This window comes from Roseomonas aerilata DSM 19363 (assembly GCF_000711725.1).
Lineage (GTDB): Bacteria > Pseudomonadota > Alphaproteobacteria > Acetobacterales > Acetobacteraceae > Roseomonas > Roseomonas aerilata.
In genome coordinates, this window is sequence record NZ_JONP01000004.1 from 151,139 (window position 1) to 172,545 (window position 21,407).

18 protein-coding genes and 1 pseudogene are annotated in these 21,407 nt (G+C 71.2%); 1 reads left to right on the top strand and 18 read right to left on the bottom strand.

The window, feature by feature from the left end:
- The 14 genes and pseudogenes from lpxA to BO39_RS06525 form a co-directional block, all read right to left on the bottom strand.
- The gene (lpxA, locus tag BO39_RS06460; protein ID WP_084697899.1) at nucleotides 1–825 is read right to left on the bottom strand and encodes an acyl-ACP--UDP-N-acetylglucosamine O-acyltransferase; all 825 of its coding nucleotides are present in this window, start codon (nucleotides 823–825) and stop codon (nucleotides 1–3) included.
- On the bottom strand, nucleotides 822–1,346 hold the full coding sequence (gene fabZ, locus BO39_RS06465) for a 3-hydroxyacyl-ACP dehydratase FabZ (RefSeq protein WP_043831204.1): 525 nt from the start codon (nucleotides 1,344–1,346) through the stop codon (nucleotides 822–824). Before fabZ ends, lpxA begins: the two co-directional genes overlap by 4 nt.
- A gap of 2 nt (nucleotides 1,347–1,348) precedes the next feature.
- On the bottom strand, nucleotides 1,349–2,401 hold the full coding sequence (gene lpxD, locus BO39_RS06470; RefSeq protein WP_043831482.1) for a UDP-3-O-(3-hydroxymyristoyl)glucosamine N-acyltransferase: 1,053 nt from the start codon (nucleotides 2,399–2,401) through the stop codon (nucleotides 1,349–1,351).
- A 4-nt stretch (nucleotides 2,402–2,405) separates the two neighbouring features.
- On the bottom strand, nucleotides 2,406–3,239 hold the full coding sequence (locus tag BO39_RS06475) for an OmpH/Skp family outer membrane protein (protein WP_052401678.1): 834 nt from the start codon (nucleotides 3,237–3,239) through the stop codon (nucleotides 2,406–2,408).
- A 22-nt stretch (nucleotides 3,240–3,261) separates the two neighbouring features.
- Entirely contained in the window at nucleotides 3,262–5,670 is a 2,409-nt protein-coding gene (bamA, locus tag BO39_RS06480) for an outer membrane protein assembly factor BamA (protein WP_043831206.1), read from the bottom strand.
- A 142-nt stretch (nucleotides 5,671–5,812) separates the two neighbouring features.
- Nucleotides 5,813–6,940, bottom strand: a complete 1,128-nt coding sequence (gene rseP / locus BO39_RS06485) for an RIP metalloprotease RseP (protein WP_043831208.1) — start codon at nucleotides 6,938–6,940, stop codon at nucleotides 5,813–5,815.
- A 31-nt stretch (nucleotides 6,941–6,971) separates the two neighbouring features.
- Nucleotides 6,972–8,141 carry a 1-deoxy-D-xylulose-5-phosphate reductoisomerase gene (gene dxr, locus BO39_RS06490; RefSeq protein ID WP_043831489.1) on the bottom strand — a complete coding sequence of 390 codons (1,170 nt, stop codon included), beginning with the start codon at nucleotides 8,139–8,141 and terminating at the stop codon, nucleotides 6,972–6,974.
- Between the two features lie 31 nt (nucleotides 8,142–8,172).
- The gene (locus BO39_RS06495; RefSeq protein WP_043831211.1) at nucleotides 8,173–9,048 is read right to left on the bottom strand and encodes a phosphatidate cytidylyltransferase; all 876 of its coding nucleotides are present in this window, start codon (nucleotides 9,046–9,048) and stop codon (nucleotides 8,173–8,175) included.
- A 4-nt stretch (nucleotides 9,049–9,052) separates the two neighbouring features.
- Complete coding sequence (gene uppS, locus BO39_RS06500; RefSeq protein ID WP_052401679.1) at nucleotides 9,053–9,799, bottom strand: polyprenyl diphosphate synthase; 747 nt, start codon at nucleotides 9,797–9,799, stop codon at nucleotides 9,053–9,055.
- 14 nt (nucleotides 9,800–9,813) lie between these two features.
- A complete protein-coding gene (gene frr / locus BO39_RS06505; protein ID WP_043831213.1) occupies nucleotides 9,814–10,386 on the bottom strand; it encodes a ribosome recycling factor in 573 nt (190 codons plus the stop codon).
- A gap of 10 nt (nucleotides 10,387–10,396) precedes the next feature.
- Nucleotides 10,397–11,116, bottom strand: coding sequence for a UMP kinase (gene pyrH / locus BO39_RS06510; RefSeq protein WP_043831215.1), 720 nt, complete (start codon nucleotides 11,114–11,116; stop codon nucleotides 10,397–10,399).
- Between the two features lie 170 nt (nucleotides 11,117–11,286).
- On the bottom strand, nucleotides 11,287–12,201 hold the full coding sequence (gene tsf / locus BO39_RS06515; RefSeq protein ID WP_043831217.1) for a translation elongation factor Ts: 915 nt from the start codon (nucleotides 12,199–12,201) through the stop codon (nucleotides 11,287–11,289).
- A 349-nt stretch (nucleotides 12,202–12,550) separates the two neighbouring features.
- Nucleotides 12,551–13,288 (bottom strand): annotated as a pseudogene (rpsB, locus tag BO39_RS06520) (30S ribosomal protein S2); the annotation flags it as partial.
- 261 nt (nucleotides 13,289–13,549) lie between these two features.
- Nucleotides 13,550–14,095 (bottom strand): hypothetical protein, encoded by a 546-nt coding sequence (locus BO39_RS06525; protein WP_043831221.1) that lies wholly within the window; start codon nucleotides 14,093–14,095, stop codon nucleotides 13,550–13,552.
- 174 nt (nucleotides 14,096–14,269) lie between these two features.
- Here BO39_RS06525 and BO39_RS06530 point away from each other — a divergent pair, with 174 nt between their 5' ends.
- Complete coding sequence (locus BO39_RS06530; protein WP_052401681.1) at nucleotides 14,270–15,253, top strand: tripartite tricarboxylate transporter substrate binding protein; 984 nt, start codon at nucleotides 14,270–14,272, stop codon at nucleotides 15,251–15,253.
- A 105-nt stretch (nucleotides 15,254–15,358) separates the two neighbouring features.
- On the opposite strand, the gene BO39_RS32460 is transcribed toward BO39_RS06530, so the two are convergent.
- The 4 genes from BO39_RS32460 to BO39_RS06545 form a co-directional block, all read right to left on the bottom strand.
- Nucleotides 15,359–15,529 (bottom strand): hypothetical protein, encoded by a 171-nt coding sequence (locus tag BO39_RS32460; RefSeq protein WP_156963533.1) that lies wholly within the window; start codon nucleotides 15,527–15,529, stop codon nucleotides 15,359–15,361.
- Nucleotides 15,530–15,672: 143 nt separating this feature from the next.
- Nucleotides 15,673–19,131, bottom strand: coding sequence for a DNA polymerase III subunit alpha (gene dnaE, locus BO39_RS06535; protein WP_043831223.1), 3,459 nt, complete (start codon nucleotides 19,129–19,131; stop codon nucleotides 15,673–15,675).
- 54 nt (nucleotides 19,132–19,185) lie between these two features.
- The gene (locus tag BO39_RS06540; protein WP_043831225.1) at nucleotides 19,186–20,415 is read right to left on the bottom strand and encodes a M28 family peptidase; all 1,230 of its coding nucleotides are present in this window, start codon (nucleotides 20,413–20,415) and stop codon (nucleotides 19,186–19,188) included.
- Nucleotides 20,415–21,377 (bottom strand): Bug family tripartite tricarboxylate transporter substrate binding protein, encoded by a 963-nt coding sequence (locus BO39_RS06545; RefSeq protein ID WP_052401683.1) that lies wholly within the window; start codon nucleotides 21,375–21,377, stop codon nucleotides 20,415–20,417. Before BO39_RS06545 ends, BO39_RS06540 begins: the two co-directional genes overlap by 1 nt.
- Between the last annotated feature and the right edge of the window lie 30 nt (nucleotides 21,378–21,407).

Consider the following 21,407-nt stretch of genomic DNA (forward strand, 5'->3'; position numbering starts at 1 on the left):
TCAGGCCGCCTCGGCCTCGGCCTCGCCGGCCTGTCGGCCGGCGCGCATCAGCCCGCGGCGGGAGGAAGCCTCGATGAAAGCGAGCACCTCCGCCACCTGCGCTTGGTCGCCGTGCTCCTGCGCCACCAGGGCCACGCGCGCGTCGAAGGTGCCGCGGCCGAGGAAGAGGCCGCGATAGGCAGCGCGAAGCGCATTGATCGCCTCCCGCCCGAAGCCGCGGCGCTTCAGGCCGATGAGGTTCAGCCCGATCAGCCGCGCCCGGTTGCCCATGCAGGAGCCGAAGGGGATCACGTCCCGCTCCACGCCGCTCATGCCGCCGATCACCGCCTGGCGGCCGATCCGCACGGACTGGTGGATGGCCGTGCCGCCGCCGACGAAGACGTTGTCGCCGATATGCACGTGCCCGCCGAGCATGACGTTGTTCGCCAGGATCACCTTGTCCTCAAGCTGGCAGTCATGCCCGACATGGGCGACGCACATGATGAGGCATTCGGCGCCGAGGCGGGTGACCCCCTCCCCGCCCACGCTGCCGCGGTGGATTGTCGCGTGCTCGCGGATGATGCTGCGCGGCCCGACCTCCACCCGCGTCGGCTCGCCCTTGTACTTCAGGTCCTGCGGCGGCAACCCGACGGAGGCGAAGGGCAGCACCTGCACGCCCTCCCCAAGATGCGTGATGCCGTCGAGCACGGCGTGCGCGCCCACCTGCACACCATCCGCCAGGACGACCTGCGCGCCCACGGTGGCATAGGGACCGATGGTAACGCCGGCGCCCAGGCGGGCGCCCTCCGCCACGATGGCGGTCGGGTGGATCTCGGCCACGCTCAGCCGTCCAGGATCATGGCGGCATAGGTGGCCTCGGCCACCACCACGCCATCGACCTTCGCCTCGGCCGAGAACTTCCAGACGTTACCGCGCTGGCGCTCCTTGGTGACGTGGACGCGCATCTGGTCGCCCGGCACCACCGGCTTCCTGAACTTCGCCCCCTCGATCGACATGAAGTAGACGAGCTTGCCCCGCGCGCTCTCGCCCAGCGTCTCCACCACCAGCACGCCCGCGGTCTGGGCCATGCTCTCGATGATCATCACGCCGGGAAAGACGGGATGGCGCGGGAAGTGGCCCTGGAAGATGCCCTCGTTGATGGAGACGTTCTTGATGCCCGTGGCACTCGTGCCGGGAATGAAGTCCACCACGCGGTCCACGAGCAGGAAGGGGTAGCGATGCGGGATCGCCTCCATGATGCGGGCGATGTCGAGCACGTCCCGCGTACCGCCCGCCGGCTGCGCCTCCTTCGACGCGGCCCTGCTGCCGCCCCCGTCCCCGAGGACCTGACCTGTGCTGTCCGACATGCTCAATCGCTCTTCGTTTCGGGCATGCGGGCCGCTGCCTTCGATCGTCCCAGCTTCCGCATCGCGGCCGCAACCCGCAAGCCCTCCCTCGCGGGGATAGCCGGGAAGCCGAAGACGTCCATTCCCTCCGGCACGTCGTTGATGACGCCCGACTTGGCGCCGACCCGCGCCCGGGAACCGATATTGAGATGGCCGGAAATACCGGCCTGCGCTGCGACGACGACGAAGTCCCCGAGCACGGTGGAGCCGGAGATCCCGGCCTGGGCAACCAGCACGCAGCCGCGCCCGGTACGGACGTTATGGCCGATCATCACCTGGTCATCCAGCCGCGTGCCGGACCCGATGACCGTGTCGTTGCCCGAGCCGCGGTCGATACAGCTGTTGGCGCCGACCTCCACGTCGTCGCCCAGCAGCACGCGGCCAAGCTGGGGCACCGTCACGTGCTCGCCCGTGCGCGCCGTGGCGAAGCCGAAGCCCTCGCTGCCGATCCGCGCGCCGGGGTTCAGCGTCACCCGGTCCCCGGCGATGCAGTGCGTGGCCGTAACATGCGACAGGATACGGCAATCCGCCCCGAAGACGCAGTTGGGGCCGATATGGGCATGGGGCCCGACGATGCAGCGCGGGCCAAGCACGGCCCCGGCCTCGACCACGGCATAGGGGCCGATCTCGCAGCCCTCGCCGATCACCGCCCCCTTCCCGACCACGGCCATCGGGTGGATGGCGCCGGACGCGACCGCGGGCGGATGAAGAAGGGTCGCGATGCGCGCGAAGGCGAGCACAGGGGCGGGGGAGACGAGCGCGACGGCGCCCTCCGGCACCGCATGCGCGTTCGCCTCTGCCAGCACCACGGCGCCGGCACGGCTCTCCCTCAAGCTCGGCAGCCAGCGCCGACCCTCGAGGAAGGAGACATCGTCCGGCCCGGCGGATTGCAGGGTGGCGACGCTCGTGAACAGACGCCCCTCCACCCCTGCCGGCAGCGCGATACCGGCCGCCGCGGCCAGCTGCCCCAGCGTCAGGGGACCGGCCGAGGGATGGAAGCGAGGATCCGCCGCCACCGACTTAGCGGCGGGGCTGCTGCGCCGCCGGCGCGGCGGGCTGGGCGGCGGGGGCGGCAGGCCGGGCGGCAGCGGGTGCGGCCGGAGCGGCACCGCCCTGGGCGGCCGGCTGGGCCGGGGCCTGGCCCTCGGGCGGAAGCGTCACGCTGCGGAGCACGCGGTTCACCTGCTGGCTGATCTCGTCCGTCAGGTCGAAGGGCGCGTCATTGAAGATCACGAGCGGGCGCGGCAGCACGAGGTTCACGTTCCGGCTGGCGGCCACCTGGCGGATCACCACGGCCAGCGCCTGCTCGATCTCGCCGAGCGCGGCCTGGGCCACCTGCTCGATGGCGCGGGAACGGTCGCGGAAGACGCGCTGGCTGTCGGTGATGCGCTCCTGCAGCTCGCGCTCGCGCTGGCGCAGCTGGTCGGGGTTCATCGTCGCGCGCTGGTTGGCGAGCGTTGTCTGCTCCTCACGCCAGCGGGTCTGCTCGCGCTGCAGGTCGTCGTTCAGGCGCTGCCGGCGGCGCTCCACCTCCTCGCGCACGCCGTTGAAGGCGGTCGAGTTCCGCTGGATCTCCGGCACGTCCACAATGCCGATGACGGCGGCCGGCGGCGGCTGGCCGGGCGGGAGCGGCGCGGGGTTGGGCTGGGGCGGGCGCTGGGCCTGCTGCGGCGGGCGCTGCTGCTGCTGGGGCGGCCGCGACGGCTGCTGGGCAGGCCGCGCGGCGCCGCCGCCACCGCCACCCGGCGGGATAAAGAAGCCGGGGTCGGACTGCGCGAGCGCGGGCCCACCCGCCGAGAGGACGGGGATGAGCAGGGCCGCCAAGGCTGCGATCGCGGGGCGCGCGGACATCATTCGTGCTCCAGTCTCTTCGATCTCAGAACCGCGTGCCGAAGCCGAAGCGGAAGATCTGCGTGGTGTCGTAGCTCTTCTTCACCACCGCCTTGCCGAAGTCGAGGTTGATCAGCCCGAAGGGGCTGCGCCAGGACACGCCAACGCCGGTGCCGACGCGCGGGGAGGAGTCATCCGCGATGTTCGGCCCGCTGGAAGAGCCGCTGAGGCCGCCCACGTCCACGAAGGCGCGGCCAGTGATGCCGATCTCCTCGGGGACGGGCAGCGGGAAGCGGAACTCGGTCGTCTGGGTATAGAGGAAGCGGCCGCCAAGGCTGTCGCGGGTGCCGTTCGGGGTGATGTCGCGTGGGCCAGCGCCGGCCGTCTGGAAGCCGCGCAGGTTCTCGCCGCCGAGGAAGAAGCGGTCCACGATCCGCTCCCGCTTGCCGCCGAAGGGCTCGAGGTAGCCGACCGAGCCCTGCAGCGCGAGCACGTAGTTCGGGTCGCCCAGCAGCCGCTCGAAGGGGATGAAGTAGGCGCCGTCCACGCGGCCGCGGACATAGTTCACGTCGCCGCCGAGGCCGGCCACGTCCGTGCCGACGCGCACGAGGTATCCGCTGTGCGGGTCGAGGCGGCTGTCGCGCCGGTCGTAGGTGAGCGTCTGCCCCACCTGGGAAAGCAGCGTCTCGCCCCTCTGCTCCTGGATGTAGCGGGAGGCGCCGGTGACGATGTCGTAGATGTTGCGCTGCGCGAGCGTGTAGCTGAAGGACTGGCGCAGGAACTCGTTGTACTCGTAGCCGGCGCGCAGCGCGAAACCGTAGCGGCGCTCGCGATAGCCCGAGTAAGTCGTGAGGTCGCGGTTGATGTAGAACACGTCCGCGCCCACCGCGAGGTTGCGATCGAGGAAGGACGGGTCCGTCACCGAGAAGTCGAGCTGGCTGCGCCGCTGGGCGAGCACGCCGTTAAGGCGCGCGTCGATGCCGGTGCCGAGCAGGTTGCGCTCGCGCAGCCCCACATCGGCCAGCGCGCCCGCATCCGTGGAGTAGCCGCCGCCGAGCGAGACCTCGCCGGTCGCGCGCTCGGTCACGCCGGTGGTCAGGATCACACGGTCCGGCGCGGAGCCGGGCGTGGTGTTGATCGTCGCGTCGCTGAAGTAGCCGAGGTCGCGGATGCGCTGGCGGGAACGGCGCACCTGCGCCGCGTTGAAGGCGTCGCCCTCAGCGAGGCGGAACTCGCGCCGGATCACGCGGTCCTGGGTGCGGACATTGCCGGTCACGTCGACGCGCTCGACGTAGAGGCGGTTGCCCTCCTTCACCTCAAAGGTGATGTCGATCGTGCCGCGCTCGGTGTTGCGCACAACGCGCGGCGTGACCTCCACGAAGGGAGCGCCAAGCGCGTTGGCGCGGTCCGACATGGTCTCGGCAATCCGCTCGACCGCCTCGCCGTCATACTGGTCGCCGCTCGAGATGTTCACCTCGGGACGAAGCTGGTCGGCCGTCACGCTGCGCAGCGAGGAGGTCGTCTCGACCTTGCCGAAGCGGTAGCGCCGCCCCTCGTCCACCACGTAGGTGACGAAGAAGCCCGTGCGATCCGGCGTCAGCTCGGCGGAGCTGGCGGTGACGTTCACGTCCGCGAAGCCCTGGCGGAGATAGAAGCGGCGCAGCAGCTCTCGGTCGAAGTTCAGGCGCTCGGGGTCGTAGGTGTCGCTCGTGCTGAGCGGGCGGTACCAGGCGGCCTCGCGCGTCGCCACGATCTCCTTCAGCCGGCTGTCCGAGTAGGACCGGTTGCCGACGAAGTTGATCCGGGTAATGAGCGCGACCTCGCCCTCGTTCACCTCGAAGACCACGTCCACCCGGTTCTGGTCGAGGCGGATGATCTTCGGCTCCACCGTGGCGGAGAGCCGCCCGCGGCTCGCGTAGAGGTCCAGCACCCGGGAACGGTCCGACTGCGCAGCCTGGGGCGTGAAGACCGAGCGGGCGCGGAGCTGCACGGCGTTGCGCAGCACGTCGTCGCTGAGCTTGCTGTTCCCCTCGAAGGCCACCCGGTTGACGATCGGGTTCTCCTCCACCTGCACCTGGATCCGGTCCCCCTGGCGGGAGACGCGCACATCGCGGAACAGGCCGGTGGCGTAGAGCGTGCGGAGCGACCGGTCCAGCCGGTCCTCCTCGAAGGCGTCGCCGGGCTGCAGCAGCATGTAGGAGCGAATCGTGTCCGCCTCGATGCGCTGGTTGCCCTGCACGTCGATCGCCTGGACCGTGCCCGAAGCGGGCCGTGCCTGCCGGGCGGGAAGCGCGCGGCCGGCAGCCGGGCGCGCGGCCACGGGGCGGGCGGTGCCTCGCTGGGCGGCGCGGGGCTCGGGGCCGCGCGGCTGCGCCTCCGCGCCGGAGGTGACCATGACGGGAACGAGGCAAGTGGCGGCCAGGAGGACGGCCCGGGAGAAAGGCGTGACTTGCAAGGCGTGATCCTGTGCCGGCGTTTCCGGGTCGCGGGGCTGGAGGCCCGCGACGGCGCCGCAACCTAGCGACAAGGGCCGTGCGTTGCCACCCCCGGCCGAGGTTGCGGCCGGGGGTGAGAAAAATTTACGCCCGGCCGTGCTCTCAGCCGAAGAGGCCGTGCACCCAGCGGAACAGGCCGAAGTTCGAGAGGTCGTTCCATGTGGCGAAGATGAACAGAGTCGCCAGCACCGCGAGCCCCGCCCGGAAGCCGTATTCCACCGCCCGCGGCGGCAACGGCCGGCCACGCAGCGCCTCGATCGCGTAGAAAACCAGATGCCCGCCGTCGAGCACCGGAATCGGGAAGAGGTTGATCAGCGCGAGGTTGACCGAGAGGATCGCCATGAACGTCACGAGGCTGGAGAGCCCAAGGCTGGCCACCTGCCCGGAGAGCTGAGCGATCCGCAGCGGCCCGCCGAGTTCCTCCGTGCCCCGCTGACCCGCGATCATCTGCCAGATGCCGCCGAGCGTCTGCACCGTGATCTCGCCCGTGTAGGCGATGCCGCCCCAGATCGCCGAGAGCGGGTCCGTCCGCTCATAGACCGGCGCCCCGCCGCCGATGCCGAGCAGCCCGACCGGCGCCGCGCCCTCCGCTGCGCCGGCACGGGGCTGCGGGGTCACGGTCACGCTCATCTCCCGCCCCTCGCGCAGCAGGTGGAGCTGAATCGGCTGGTTGGCGCGCGGTTGGACGTAGGCCTGCACCTGCTCGAAGCGCGTGACCGGCGTTTCGTCGAGCGAGACGATGCGGTCGCCGACCATCACCCCCGCCCGCTCCGCCGCGCCGCCCGCCACCACGGAGGCGACGCTGGTGGTGCCGACCGGACGGCCCACAGCCATGAAGAGCGCGGCGAAGAGCACGGCCGCGAGGACGAAGTTGGCAGCCGGCCCCGCCGCGACGACGATCGCGCGGTCGAGCACGGACTTGTCGTGGAAGCGCGGCCCCCGCGGGTCGTGCCCGGCGGGCGCATCGACCGAATCGGTCACGTCGCCCGGCCCTTCCTGCCCGTAGAGCTTCACGTAACCGCCGAGCGGCAGCCATCCGATCTGCCACTCCGTCCCGCGCCGGTCCGTCCAGGCGGCGATGCGGCGGCCGAAGCCGATGGAGAAGCGCTCGACATAGATGCCGCGCCAGCGGGCGGCGGCGTAGTGGCCCAACTCGTGGAAGAAGACGAGCACGCCCAGGACCACGACGAAGGCCAGGATGGTGCGGAAGGGATCGGGAAGGAACTGCACCGGGGTCTCTCTGGCTGTTCGGCTTGCTGGATCAGGCGGGGGCGTGAAGGCTGCTGGCGATGCGCTCCGCCTCAGCCCGGGCGGCGGCATCGAGGTCGATCACGGCGTCGAGGCTCGCCACGGGCGGGGTGCCGAGGCGCTCCATCGTTTCCTCGACGACGCGGGCGATGTCGAGGAAGCCGAGGCGGCGCGAGAGGAAGCGCGCCACCGCCACCTCGTTCGCCGCATTGAGGATGGTGGGGGCGCCACCTCCGGCCAGCAAGGCCTCCCGCGCGAGGCGCAGCGCGGGGAAGCGGACGGGATCGGGCGCGGAGAACTCCAGGCGCCCCAGCGCGGCCAGGTCCAGCCGCGCCACGTCGGCCCGCATCCGGTTCGGCCAGGCGAGGGCATGGGCGATCGGCGTGCGCATATCGGGCGTTCCGAGCTGCGCCAGCAACGAGCCATCCGCGTACTGCACGAGGCCGTGGACCGCCGACTGCGGGTGCACCAGCACCTCGATCCTGTCCGGCGACACGGGAAAAAGCCGCGCCGCCTCGATCAGCTCCAGCCCCTTGTTGAACATGGTGGCGCTGTCGATGCTGATCTTCGCGCCCATGGACCAGACGGGGTGGCGCACCGCCTGCTCAGGGGTCGCCGCTCGCATTTCGGCGAGGCTGGCCGTGCGGAACGGCCCGCCGGAGGCCGTAAGGATGATCCGCTCCACCATCGCGGGGTCGCGGGCGTCGAGGGCCTGGAAGATGGCATTGTGCTCGGAATCGACCGGCAGCAGCGTCGCGCCGGCGTCCCGGACCGCGCGCAGGAAGATCTCGCCGGCGCAGACCAACGCCTCCTTGTTGGCCAGCGCCAGCGTGCCGCCCCGCCGCAGCGCCGCGAGCGCCGGATGCAGCCCCGCCGCGCCGACGATGGCGGCCATGGTCCAGTCCGCCGGCCGCGCCGCGGCCTCGATCACCGCCTCCGGTCCGGCCGCGGCCTCGATGCCGCTCCCCGCCAGGGCCTCGCGCAGCGCCGGCAGCCCGGCTGGGTCCGCCAGCACGGCGATTCGCGCCCGCAGCCGCCGGGCCGTTTCCGCCAGGGCCGCGGCATCGCGCCCGGCGACCAGCGCCTCCACTGCGAAGGCTCCCTCGGGCGCGGCCTCCAGCAGGGCCGTGGTGGAGCGCCCGACCGAGCCGGTGGCGCCGAGGATGGTTACGGTGCGCGTCATGGCGTCGCCCCCGGGGTTAGGGTGGGGAAGGTCAGCGCCACAGCGCGCCGCCATAGCCGATCAGCAGCGCCAGAAGCATGGCGGCCGGGGCGGCGGCCAGCAGCCCGTCCAGCCGGTCGAGCAACCCGCCATGACCGGGGATGAGGCTGGAGGTGTCCTTGACCTTGAAGTGCCGCTTGATCGCGGATTCGAGGAGGTCGCCGGCCTGGGTGGCGACGGCCAGCACCGCCGCCGCGGCCGCCGCGCGGAAGAAGCTGCCGGGTGCGAGCTGCAGGGCCACGAAGCCGCCGATGACCATGGCCAGCAGCAGCCCGCCGGCCGCCCCGGTCCAGGTCTTGGCCGGCGAGACCTGCGGCCAGAGCAGCGGCCCGCCGAGGGCCCGGCCAGCCAGATAGGCGCCGATATCGCTCGCCCAGACGACGAGGAGGAGGAAGAGAAGATTCGCCCGCCCGGCCTCGTTCTCGTGCCGCAGTTCGATGAGGCAGAGGCCGGCGATGCCGATGTAGAGCACCCCGAGCGCAAGCCGCAGGCTTGGCTGAGCCGGCCGGTCGCGGTCGCGCATCCCTGCCGCGAAGGCCCAGGTCAGCAGGAAACCCGCCCCCAGCACCGCCCAGGCCGCGAGCGGGTATTCCATCACCGCCAGCGTCCCGGCGATGAACACGGCCACCGGCACCCCCGCGCCCGGCAGGGTGCGCGCGCGCATCCCGCAGAGATGCACCCATTCCCAGGTCAGGATGGCCGCGCCGAGGGCGAGGAGAAAGGTATAGGCATTCGCGCCGAGCCAGACGCAGAGAAGCGCGCAGGGTGCCAGCACGATGGCCGAGAGCACCCGCTTGCGCAGGTCCCGCCAGTTCTTCCCGGGCTTGGCCGCCGGCGCGGCCTCCGGCGCGGTGCCCGCGTCCGCCACCGCCTCAGCCGGTCCGGGCGCCGAAACGCCGGTCGCGGCGCTGGAACTCGGCGACGGCCTCGCGCAGATGGGTGGCGTCGTAGTCGGGCCAGAGCACGGGCTGGAAGACCAGCTCGGCATAGGCGCACTGCCAGAGAAGAAAGTTCGACAGCCGGCTCTCGCCGGAGGTGCGGATGATGAGGTCCGGGTCCGGCATGCCCGCCGTGTCGAGATGCGCGGCGAGGCTCGCCTCGTCGATATGCGCCTCGTCGATCTCGCCGCTCGCCACGCGACGGGCCAGGGCGCGGGCGGCCTTCACCAGCTCCGCCCGCCCGCCATAGGAAAGGGCCACGTTGAGGTTCAGCCGCGTGTTGCCGGCCGTGACGGCCTCCGCGCGGGCGATCTCGGCCTGCATGCCCGGCCCGAAGGCCGTGCGGTCCCCGATGACGCGCAGGCGGACGCCCTTCTCGACCAGCTGCCCCACCTCGTGGCGGAGGTAGTGGCGCATCAGCCCCGTCAGGTCCCGAACCTCGTCCGCCGGGCGGCGCCAATTCTCGCTGCTGAAGGCGAAGAGGGTGAGCCAGGAGATGCCCATGTCGCCAGCCGCCTCGATCAGCCGGCGCGTGGCCTCCGCCCCCGCCTTGTGGCCGAGCGCCCGGGGCACGCCGCGGGCCGCTGCCCAGCGGCCGTTGCCGTCCATGATCACCCCCACATGAAGGGGGGCGGCGGGGGTCTCCCCCCTCACTCGTTTGGTCTGCGTGGCGGCGCTCATGAGGATACGGCCGCTCAGACGGCCTTGATGTCCTTTTCCTTCTCCGCGTAAGCCGCGTCCACCTTCTTCACGTACTCATCGGTCAGCTTCTGCACGTCGTCGGACCAGCGCTTGGCGTCGTCCTTCGAGATCTCGGACTTCGTCTCCCAGCCCTTGATCGTCTCCATCCCGTCGCGGCGGACGCCGCGGATGGAGACCTTGTTCGCCTCGGCGTACTTGGCCGCCTGCTTGGCCAGGTCGTTGCGGCGCTCCTGCGTCAGCGGCGGCAGGGGAACGCGGATCACCTGGCCCTCGGCCTGCGGGTTGAGGCCGAGATTGGCGTCACGGATGGCCACCTCCACCGCCTTGGTCACCGACTTGTCCCAGACCTGCACCGACAGCAGCCCAGGGCCGGCGACAGATATATTGGCCACCTGGCTCAGCGGCTGGTTCGTGCCATAGGCCTCGACCCGGATCGGCTCCAGCAGCGCCGGGCTGGCACGGCCGGTGCGGAGGCCGGTGAACTCCTTGCGCAGGGTCTCCAGCGCGCCATCCATGCGGCGCACCAGATCCTTGCGAAGCTCGGGGAAGTCGGGGGGAGCGGCCATGGGGTGTCCCTCAGCTCTCGTGGACCGTGGTGAACTTGCCCTCGCCCTTCATGACGGCGGTGAAGGCACCCGGCTCATGGATGTCGAAGACGATGATCGGAAGCTTGTTCTCGCGCGCGAGCGAGATGGCGGCCGCGTCCATGACCGCGAGGTCGCGCGCGAGCATGTCGTGATAGGTCAGCGCCTCGTAACGCTCAGCCAGCGGGTCCTTGCGGGGGTCGGCGGTATAGACGCCGTCCACCTGCGTGCCCTTCAGCAGCGCGTCGCAACCCATCTCGGCCGCGCGCAGGGCGGCGGCGGTGTCGGTCGTGAAGAAGGGGTTGCCCGTGCCGGCGGCGAAGATCACCACCCGCCCCTTCTCCATGTGCCGCACGGCGCGGCGGCGGATGAAGGGCTCGCAAAGGCTGGCCATGGGGATGGCGGACTGCACGCGGGTGGTGACGCCCGCCTTCTCCAGCGCGTTCTGCATGGCCAGTGCGTTGATCACGGTGGCCAGCATGCCCATGCCATCGGCCTGGGCCCGGTCCATCCCGGCGGCCGCGCCGGAGACACCGCGGAAGATGTTGCCCCCGCCGATCACGAGGCCGACCTCGATCCCGAGCTGGGTGACCGCGAAGATGTCCTCGGCGATCGCGTTCACGGTCGTGGCGTCGAGACCGTAATTGCCCTTGCCCATCAGGGCCTCGCCCGAAACCTTCAGCAGGACACGCTTGTAGCGGAGGCTTGTCATTCTGTGCTGCGGTCCTGGAGGCTGGCGAGGTTAATCGCGCCCGGGCAGCCCGGCAAGGCGCCGTGGCCGGGAGCGTGGCGTCCGGCGCCGGGCGAGGATCACCCGGCGACGAACCGTTCCCCCCTGCGAGGAGGGGTGTGCCGGGCGCGGAGGAGCGCCCGGCGGGCCGGTCAGCCGGCGGTGCCGGCGGCGGCGGCGACCTCGGCGGCGAAGTCGCTCGTCTCCTTCTCGATGCCCTCGCCGAGCTGGAAGCGGGCGAAGCCCGTCAGCTTGGCGCCGGACTTCTGGACGACGGCCTTCACGCGGCTCTCGCCGTCATGCACCCAGACCTGCTCCAGCAGCACCACTTCCTCGTAGTACTTGCGGATGCGGCCCTCGACCATCTTCTCGATGACCGCAGGGGGCTTGCCGGAGGCTTGGGCCTGCTCGGTCAGCACCGCGCGCTCACGGTCCAGCGCCGAGCTGTCCACCGCGGAGATGTCGAGCGCGTCCGGCCGGGCGGCCGCGACGTGCATGCCGATCTGCCGGCCGAGTGTGAGGATCGTGTCCCCGCCATCCGCGGCCTCGAGGGCGGCCAGGACGCCGATCTTGCCCAGGCCCGGCTTCACCGCGCTGTGGACGTAGGTGGCGACGGCGCCCGAGGGCACCGAGAGCACGCGGGCGCGGCGGATCGTCATGTTCTCGCCAATCGTGGCAATCAGGCGGGTCAGCTCCTCGGCGACCGTGTGGCCGGCGCCCGGATACTGCGCGCCCTTCAGCGCCTCCACGTCCTCGCCGGCCTCGAGGGCGATCTGCGCGACCGTCTGGACGAAGCCCTGGAACCCCTCGTTACGGGCAACGAAGTCGGTCTCGGCATTCACCTCGACCATCGCGGCCTTCGTGCCGGCGGCGGCGACGCCGATCAGGCCCTCGGCGGCCACGCGGCCGGACTTCTTGGCGGCGGAGGAAAGTCCCTTCTTGCGCAGCCAGTCGATCGCCGCCTCGGAGTCGCCGTTGCTCTCCACGAGGGCCTTCTTGACGTCCATCATGCCCGCGCCGGTCTTCTCGCGCAGGTCGCGCACCATGGCTGCCGTGATCTCGGCCATCTGTCTCTATCCCGTCTTCTGGCATGCCGGCCCGGCCGGGCGTACCCGGGACGTTGTGGCGCGGCGTGTATGCGATACGCCGGGGCGGCCATGCCACCCCGGCGCGATCAGTTCATTGCGAGCCCGCGCGGTCCGGCCCGCGCGGGGGTCGCGGCGATCAGCCCGCCTGGTTGGCGTCCGCGCCCTCGACGCCCGAGGCCGGGCTGGACTGCGCGTTCTCGAGCGCCGGGCCGGCCGCGGCGTCGGGGCCGCCCACGGACTCGGGGATGCTCTCGGCGAAGATGCCGACGCCCTCGGTCGAGGCGATGTCGTTCGGCACGGAGGGCAGCGCCTCGTCGTCCGGCAGGGCGTCGACCGGCAGGTCCGCCTGGGCGCCGACATCGATGCCGGAGTTGGACAGCTCGGCCGAGATGCCGTCGAACACGGCGGCCGCCATCATGTCGCAGTAGAGGTTGATGGCGCGGATCGCGTCGTCATTGCCCGGGATCGGGAAGGCGACGCCCGAGGGGTCGGCGTTGGAGTCGCAGACGGCGATCACGGGGATGCCGAGCTTGTTGGCCTCCTCGATCGCCAGCTTCTCCTTGATCGTGTCGATCACGAAGATCACGTCGGGCAGGCCGCCCATCTCGCGGATGCCGCCGAGCGCGCGGTCGAGCTTCTCCTTCTCGCGCGTCAGCATCAGGATCTCCTTCTTGGTGAGACCCTGGGTGTTGCCGCCGAGCTGCTCGTCCATCTGCTTCAGGCGCTTGATGGAGCCGGTGATGGTCTTCCAGTTCGTGAGCATGCCGCCGAGCCAGCGGTGGTTCACGTAGTACTGGCCGCAGCGGGTCGCGGCCTCGGCCACGTAGTCCGCCGCCGCCTTCTTGGTGCCCACGAAGAGCACGCGGCCGCCGCCGGCCACCACGTCGCGCACGGTGCGGAGCGCACGGTCGAGCATGGGGACGGTCTGCTGCAGGTCGAGGATGTGGACCTGGTTGCGGACACCGAAGATGTAGGGGGCCATCTTCGGGTTCCACCGGCGGGTGTGGTGGCCGAAGTGGACGCCGGCCTCGAGCAGGCCGCGCAGGGTAACGTCGGGCATCGCCATGTGGCGGTTCCTTCTTCCGATTGATCCGGTTAGGCCTCCGCGGCGCTGTACCCCCGTGCGACATTTTCCCTGTGGGAAAAGTCGGGGGACCGGACCCTGCCGCTTATCTCGGAAGGGCGCACCGCGTGCGGATTTGCCGGGCATGGAGAAGCCCCCGTGCCCGGCGCGCGGCATATGGCACGCGGCGCCCGCCCGGGCAAGGGCGCGCCACCCCGTTGCGGCGCAGCCCTGCCTTGTTGCGCCGGCCCAAGCGGAGCCCGCTCAGACGGTGAAGGCGGCCTCCAGCCGCTTCAGCATCGCCTGCTCGGTAGGGGAGACCTTGCTCACCAGCCCGAGGAAGCCGCCCGCGGCCTCCGCCACCTGGTGCGCGCGCGCCATGACGTCCTTGTGCAGCGCCATACGAGCCTCGGGCGCCAGAGCGCGGACGTAATCCGCCCAGGTGGCGAGCAGGTCGGCCGGCGGGTGCTGGGCCAGCCAGTGGTCGAGCAGGTTGTGCGCGGCGCTGCCCGCGGGAATGCCGGCCCTATCGGCGGCGGAGAGCACCGCCTGGCGTTCCTCCCGCTGCGGCGCCCCGTCCGCCCAGGCGACGAGGACGAGCGGGGCCAGGGAGAGAGCGGTCAGCGCGTTCGCGCCGATGCCGTGGGCGGCAAGACGCTCGAGCACGGCCGGATCCTGAATGCCGGTGCCGGAGGCGGGTGACTGGCCGCTCTCCTCGGGGTGCAGGCGGCGGATCGCCTCGGCGTTCTCGCGGGCGAAGAAGGCCTCCTCCAGGGCCTTGCGGCGCTCGTCCAGAAAGTCGTGACTCATGGCATCCTCCAGCACTGGGTCATTGCCCTTGTGGGCATCGAAAGAAGGATAGGGGGTGCGCCGGCCGGCTCCAATGCCGCCCCCTCACGGCGGTTGTCACGCCGGGTCCCGTTCTGCCACCCTTTCACAGGGCAGGACGCCGGCAACAGGCGCCGCCCGACGGGAGGATATCCGATGGCCAGGCACGCGCAGGGGCCCCTGCCCCGCCGAACCCTTCTCGCGCTCGGCGCCGCGGGGCTGGGGAGGCCGGCCCTTGCCCAATCCGGCTTTCCCAACAGGCCCATTCGGCTGCTCGTGCCCTGGCCGCCCGGCGGCTCGGCCGACGCGCAGCTCCGCTCCCTCGCCGATGTCGCGACGAAGCTCCTCGGGCAGCCCGTGCTTGTCGAGAACCGCTCCGGCGCCCGCGGGCTGCTCGCGGCGCAGGCGCTGCTCCAGGCGGCGCCTGACGGCTACACCCTTGCCCAGCACCACCTCTCGGTCCTGCGCCACCCCTTCATGACCAAGGCCCGGTCCTGGGACCCGGTGGCGGACTTCACCCCGGTCCTAGGGCTGACCGGCTGGCTCTTTGGCGTCGTCGTGCGGGCGGACAGCCCGATCCAGGACTGGGCCGGCTACGTGGCGACCGCCAAAGCAAGGCCGGGGCGGATGACCTACTCGACCAGCGGCATCGGCACGAGCAACCACATCGCCATGGAGGACATCTGCTCGCGGCTTGGCCTGGAGATGGTCCACGTCCCCTTCCGCGGCACAACCGAGGGCGTGACGGCCTTGCTGGGCGGGCAGATCGACAGCATCGCCGATAGCTCCGCCTGGGTGCCGCAGGTCGAATCCGGCGCCTTCCGCCTCATCTGCGTCTGGTCGCCGGAGCGAGCCGCACGCTTCCCCGCCGTGCCGACCCTGAGGGAACTCGGCGTGGACGTGGTCGTCACCTCGCCCTACGGCATCGCGGGGCCCAGGGGCATGGACCCCGGCGTGGTGCGGGTGCTGCACGACGCGCTGAAGGAGGCGCTGATGAGCCCGGAGAACACGGCCATCCGCGAGCGCTGGGACATGCCGCTCGCCTATCTCGACACCGCCGCCTACCGCGACTTCATCGCCGAGCGCGTCGCCTATGAGCGCGAGATGGTCGGCAAGCTGAGGCTCAGCATCGACAGCTAGAGGGCCTTCAGAAGCGAACCCCTCACAGGAGATCCGGATCCGGGAGGCGCCGGGAAGACATGCGGGCGGAGGACGCGGCGAACGGGGCTGCGCCGGACGCCGGCATCAACCCTGCGACCTGCCCGTCTCCGAAGCTCTCTCGGTCTCCATCACGACCGGCCAGTCGAGGACGTACTCGAAAAGGATGAGAGCAGCCACGGCGGCAACGGTCACCACCGCCAGGGCCAGGCTCGATCCCGGGTGTGAGACCCGCCACCAGGGAGAAAAGAGGTCCATGACAGCCTCCAGGCTTGATCGGCGCGGAACCCCGATAGCACCCGTCCAGCTCCCTCTTCAGCTGCGGGGGCATCGGGAAAACAGGTTATCAACCGTTCCCGCCGAATGCCACAAATGCCTGCGCCGGTGCGGCTGAGACGCCTTCAGGCCGCCTCCACCGCCTCCACGCCCGGGATCACCTTCATCGCCTGGGCCAGCCGGGGCGAGACGTTCCAGCGGCCGGGCAGGGTCAGCTCCACCTCCTGACCGGGCCCGGTGCGGGGGATGAGGATGACCTCCCCCCTGCCCTTCCCTTCCCGCTCCAGCAGGGCACGGAGGGCGTCGATCGCCTCCATCGCCGCCACCTCGATCCGCAGGCCCTGGCCGATGGACTGGGCCGCGCGCTCCAGCGGCTCGCAGTCTAGCGCGGTGAGGCGCACGGCCTCGCCATCCACCCGCACCTCGGCGGAGAAGATCACGGCGTTGCCCTCCACCAGCATCTCCCGGCACTTGCCGAGGATCTCGGAGAAGCAGGTGACCTCCGTGCTGCCGCTGGCGTCCGAGATGCGGATCCAGGCCATGCGGCTGCCGGTCTTCGTCGTGCGCTCCTTCGCGCCGATAATGGTGCCGGCGAGCTTCAGCCGCCCCGCGCCGGCCTGGGCACGCTCCGTCATCTTCGCGATGGGGCAGACGTTCAGCTTGCGCAGCGTGTCGATATAGGTGTCGAGCGGATGGGCGGAGAGGTGGAAGCCGATCGCCTCCGCCTCCTTCTCCAGCCGGTCGAGCTGCGGCCAGTCCGGCATGTCCCGCAGCCGCAGCGGCGGCGTATCCGCGGAGGCGCCGGGCGCACCGAAAAGGCCGATCTGCGCGCTGCCCCGGTCCTCGGCGGCGGCCTGGGCGCGACGAAGGATCCCTTCAGCCCCCTCGGTCACCCGCGCGCGGTTGGGGTCCAGGCATTCGAAGGCACCGGCGCGGGCGAGGTTCTCCACCTGCATCTTGTTGAGCTGCTTCGGGTCCACGCGGTCCGCGAAGTCAGAGAGGGAGCGGAAGGGCCCGCCCTCCCCGCGCACGCGCACGAGGTCCTGCATGGCGGCGAGGCCCACGCGCTTCACGGCGGCCAGCGCGAAGCGGATCGACTCCACCTGCCTGCCGTCCTCCCCCTCCTGCACCTCCACCGTGAACTCGGCGGCGCTGCGGTTCACGTCCGGCGGCAGCACCTTGATGCCGAGGCGGGACGCCTCCTGCAGGTGGGAGGCGAGCTTGTCGGTATTCGCCATGTCGAGCGTCATGGAGGCCGCGAGGAAGGCGACGGTGTGGTTCGCCTTCAGCCAGGCCGTCTGGTACGAGACGAGCGCGTAGGCGGCGGCGTGCGACTTGTTGAAGCCGTACTCCGCGAAACGCTCCATCAGGTCGAAGATCTCGCCGGCCTTGTCGTTCGGGATGCCGCGCGCCGTCGCGCCCTCCACGAAGATCGCGCGCTGGGCCTGCATCTCCGAACGGATCTTCTTGCCCATGGCGCGGCGCAGCAGATCGGCGCCGCCGAGCGAGTAGCCCGCCAGCTCCTGGCTGATCTGCATCACCTGCTCCTGGTAGACCAGGATGCCGTAGGTCTCCTCAACCAGCGGGCGCATCGCAGGGTGCACGGGTTCCCAGGGCTCGCCGTGCTTGCGCGCGCAATAGGCCGGGATGTTCGCCATCGGGCCCGGGCGGTAGAGCGAGACGGCGGCGATCAGGTCCTCGAAGCGGTCCGGGCGCATCATGCGGAGGCAGTCCCGCATACCCTGGCCTTCGAACTGGAACACGCCCGCCGCATCGCCCTTCGCCAACATGGCGTAGGTCTTGGCGTCGTCCAGCGGGATGGTGGTCAGGTCCACGTTGATCCCCTGGCCCTTGAGGATGTTCACCGCGCGCTCGAGCACCGTGAGCGTCTTCAGGCCGAGGAAGTCGAACTTTACCAGTGACGCGCTCTCGACGTATTTCATCGAGTACTGCGTCACCAGCATGTCGCTCCGCGGATCGCGGTAGAGCGGCACGATCTCGATCAGCGGCTTGCGCCCGATCACCACGCCCGCGGCATGGGTGGAGGCGTTGCGGTAGAGGCCTTCGAGCTGCAGGCCCGTATGCATGAGACGATCGACGTTCTCGTCGGTCTCGCGCATCTCCTTCAGCCGCGGCTCGCCGTCCAGCGCCTCCTGGAGCGTCGGCGGCTTGGCGGCGTTGAAGGGGATCAGCTCCGCGATGCGATTCACCTGGCCGTAGGGCATGCCCATGACGCGGCCGACGTCGCGCACCACCGCCTTCGCCTGCAAGCGGCCAAAGGTGATGATCTGGCCAACGCGATCCTCCCCGTACTCGCGGCGCACGTACTGGATCACCTCTTCCCGGCGGTCCTGGCAGAAGTCGATGTCGAAGTCGGGCATCGAGACGCGCTCGGGGTTCAGGAAGCGCTCGAAGAGCAGCCCGAAGCGGAGCGGGTCAAGGTCGGTGATCAGCAGCGCCCAGGCGGCGACGGAGCCCGCGCCCGATCCGCGCCCCGGTCCCACGGGGATGCCCTGCTCCTTCGCCCACTGGATGAAGTCGGCGACGATGAGGAAGTAGCCGGAGAACCCCATCTTCTCGATGATGCCCAGCTCGAAGTCGAGGCGCTCCCGGTACTCCGGGCGCTTCTCCTCGGGCGTGCCCTGGGCGTCGAGGCGACCCTCCAGCCCGCGCGTCGCCATGTCGCGCACGGTCTCGGCCTCGGTCATGCCGGGCTGCACCTTCGGGCAGATAGGCAGCTCCGGCTTCTTCGTCTCCGCCATCACGGCGCAGCGGCGGGCGATGGCCAGCGTGTTGTCGCAGGCCTCCGGCAGGTCGGAGAACAGGGCACGCATGGCGGCCGGCGGCTTGAACCAGTGCTCGGGCGTCAGGCGCCGCCGGTCGGGCTCGGCGAGGGTCCGGCCCTCGGCGATGCAGAGCAGGGCGTCATGCGCCTCGTGCCCCGCCTCGGTCGCGAAATACACGTCGTTTGCGGCGACGATCGGCACGGCCGCGGCATCGGCCAGCGCCAGCAGGCCCGGCTCCACCGCCCGGTCGCGCTCGGTGCCGTGGCGGGTGAGCTCCACCGCCAGGTTGTCGCTATAGGCCTCGCGCAGCGCGGCCAGCAGCCCCTCTGCCATCGGGCGCCGCCCCTCGGCCAGTAGGCGCCCGAGCGGGCCGAGGGTGCCGCCCGTCAGCAGGAAGATTCCCTCCGCATGGGAGCGGAGCTGGTCGAGGTTGATCGCGGGCTTGCCCGAGGGGTCCTCCCCCAGCCAGCCGAGCGAGGACAGCCGCTGGAGGTTCTGCAGCCCCTCCCCGTTCATCGCGAGCGCCACCACCGGATCGGGCGGCAGCCGGGCCGCCTCGGGCCGCTCCGGCTCCTTCGCGCGGGCCAGCCAGAGCTGGCAGCCAATGATGGGCTGCACCCCCTCCTTCGTGGCGTACTGGCTGAACTCGAGCGCGCCGAACATGGTGGCCGTGTCAGTCAGCGCCAGCGCGGGCATCCCCGCCTTGCGGGCCAGGCCCGGAAGCTTGTCGGCCTTGATGGCGCCCTCCGCCAGCGAGTAGGCGGAGTGGACATGGAGGTGCACGAAGCTGGAGGGCATCCCCCGAATATAGGTGAGGAACGCCCGATTCGCGCCGCGTCGTGAGCGGAACGATCAGGCGAGTGCCGCGATCTCCTCGTCGCTCGCGTTGAGGGCGGCCCACAGGATCGCGCCGGCCGTGATCGTCGCCGATTTAAGCTCGCCCGGCGGCACCACGGCGCGCGTGTCGGCGCCGGTGAGGAGGTGCCGCAGCGCCCCCTCCGGCACGTCGAACCCGGCGATGAGGCGCAGCGCGGGGATACCGGCGGCAGCGAAGTTCGCGTGGTCCGAATTGACCATCAGGGGAAGATGCACCGCGACCTCCGCCCCGATCGCCGCCGCCGCCTGCCGCACGAAGGGGCCGAGGGCTGTGAAGCCGCTCGTCAGCGCCGTCAGTCGGGGGTGGCCCGCGATACTGTCGAGGTTGAGGTTGAACCGAATGGCGAAGCGACGCGCCGGGTCTATCGAGGCGAGCCAGGCTTTGGAGCCCGAGAGCGCCCATTCCTCCGCCCCGAAGACACAAACCGCGAGGCCCCGACGGCAGGAGAGCAGGTCGGGCGCCACCGCGCGGGCGAGCGCCAGCACGGCGGCGAGGCCGGTCGCGTTGTCCATCGCGCTCTCGCCCAGTGGATGGCCATCCAAGTGGGCGGAAAGCACGACACGACCCTCCCCTCCTCCGGGAAGATCCAGCACCAGGGTCGGCGCCATGGCCGGGGCGGCCTCGCCCTCCAGCAGCAGGCGGGCGCGGCGCCCGGCAAGGCGCGAAGCGACCTCGATCCCCACGCCGAAGCAGGGGATGGGCACGCCGTTGGCGCCGCCCGAGACTGGGCCGATGCCGGGTTCCGGCTGCACCATCAGCGCCGCCGCCGCGCCTGCCGCAGCCGCGGCGGCCAGCTTGAAGCGGCGGTGGATGGTCCAGGGCGCGAAGGGGTATTCGTGCCGCAGCAGCACGGCCTTGCCGCGCACCGCCTCCCCGGCCGCGGCGATGTCATCGGGCGCGCCGCGGCCAAGATCGATCACCTCGAGCTCAACCCCATCGGGTCCAGTATTGCCGGAGCCAAAGAGCGGCACGTGCGGCAGGGCTGTTCCGTCCAGCAGTGACAGGGCGGCGCGGCGAAGCGCCCAGCCACTATAGGGGACAGGTTCTTCCACGGTGGGGCCGGTCTCGCGGAGGCGCGCGAGGGTCCAGGCGAAGGCGGCCTCGGCCGAGGCGCTGCCCTGCACGCGGCCGCCGAAATCGCAGAGCGCCTCGAAATCGGCGCGGAGGCCGGGATCGGCGGCCAGCCGCCCAAGGAAGGTCCTCATCAGCGGACGCTCACGCCGGCCGCGCGGGCGACCTCCGCCCAGCGGTAGAATTCCGCATCGAGCACGCGGGCAAAGGCATCGGGTCCCATTGGCCGCGGCTCCAGGCCTAGCGTGGAGAGACGGGCGCGCACCTCCTCAGTCGCGTTCACCCTGGCGATGGCCGCTGCCAGCCGCGCCCGCGCCTCCACGGGAATGGAGGTGGGGGCCAGCACCCCGAACCAGTTGTCGGCGCTGAGATCGATGCCGCCCTCCAGCAGCGTCGGCACATCGGGCATCGCCGGCAGGCGCCGGGGGGCCGCGACAGCGATGGGGGTGACCTGCCCCGCCCGCAACGGCCCCTCGATCGAGGCCGGAGAGGAGAAGATCGCGTTGATCTGCCCGGCCGCGACATCCTGCAGCGCCGGCCCCGCGCCGCGATAGGCGACATTAGCGAAGCGCGCGCCCGTTAGCTGGCCGAACCACTCCGGCAGGAGATGCGAGAGGCTGCCAATGCCCGAGGAGCCGAAGGACACCGTGTCCGGCCGCACCTTCCCTGCCTCGGCCAGGGCGGAGGCGCTGCGGGCGGGAAAGCCGCTGTTCACGGCAAGGATCATGGTGACCGCGCCGATGAGCGTGACGGGCGCGAGATCCGCCTTGGCGTCGTAGGGCACGCGCTCCTGCACCGCGGGAATGATCGTGAAGGGCGAATCGGCAAGCAGGACCGTGTGGCCGTCCGTTGCGCGCGCCGCCGCCTCGGTTCCCAGCATCGAGCCCGCGCCGGGGCGGTTGTCCACCACGACCGGCTGGCCGAGCACCGTCGCGAGGCCAGGAGCGAGGAGCCGCGCGACGATGTCGGAGGGCCCACCCGCCGCATAGGGCACGATCACACGGACCGGGCGCTGCGGCCAGTCGCCCTGCGCCAGGGCGGAGGGTGCCGCCAGCACGGCAGGGGCGACGAGCAGCGATCGGCGACGGACGGACATGGGCGCGCAGCCTAGGGGCCTGCCCCGCCC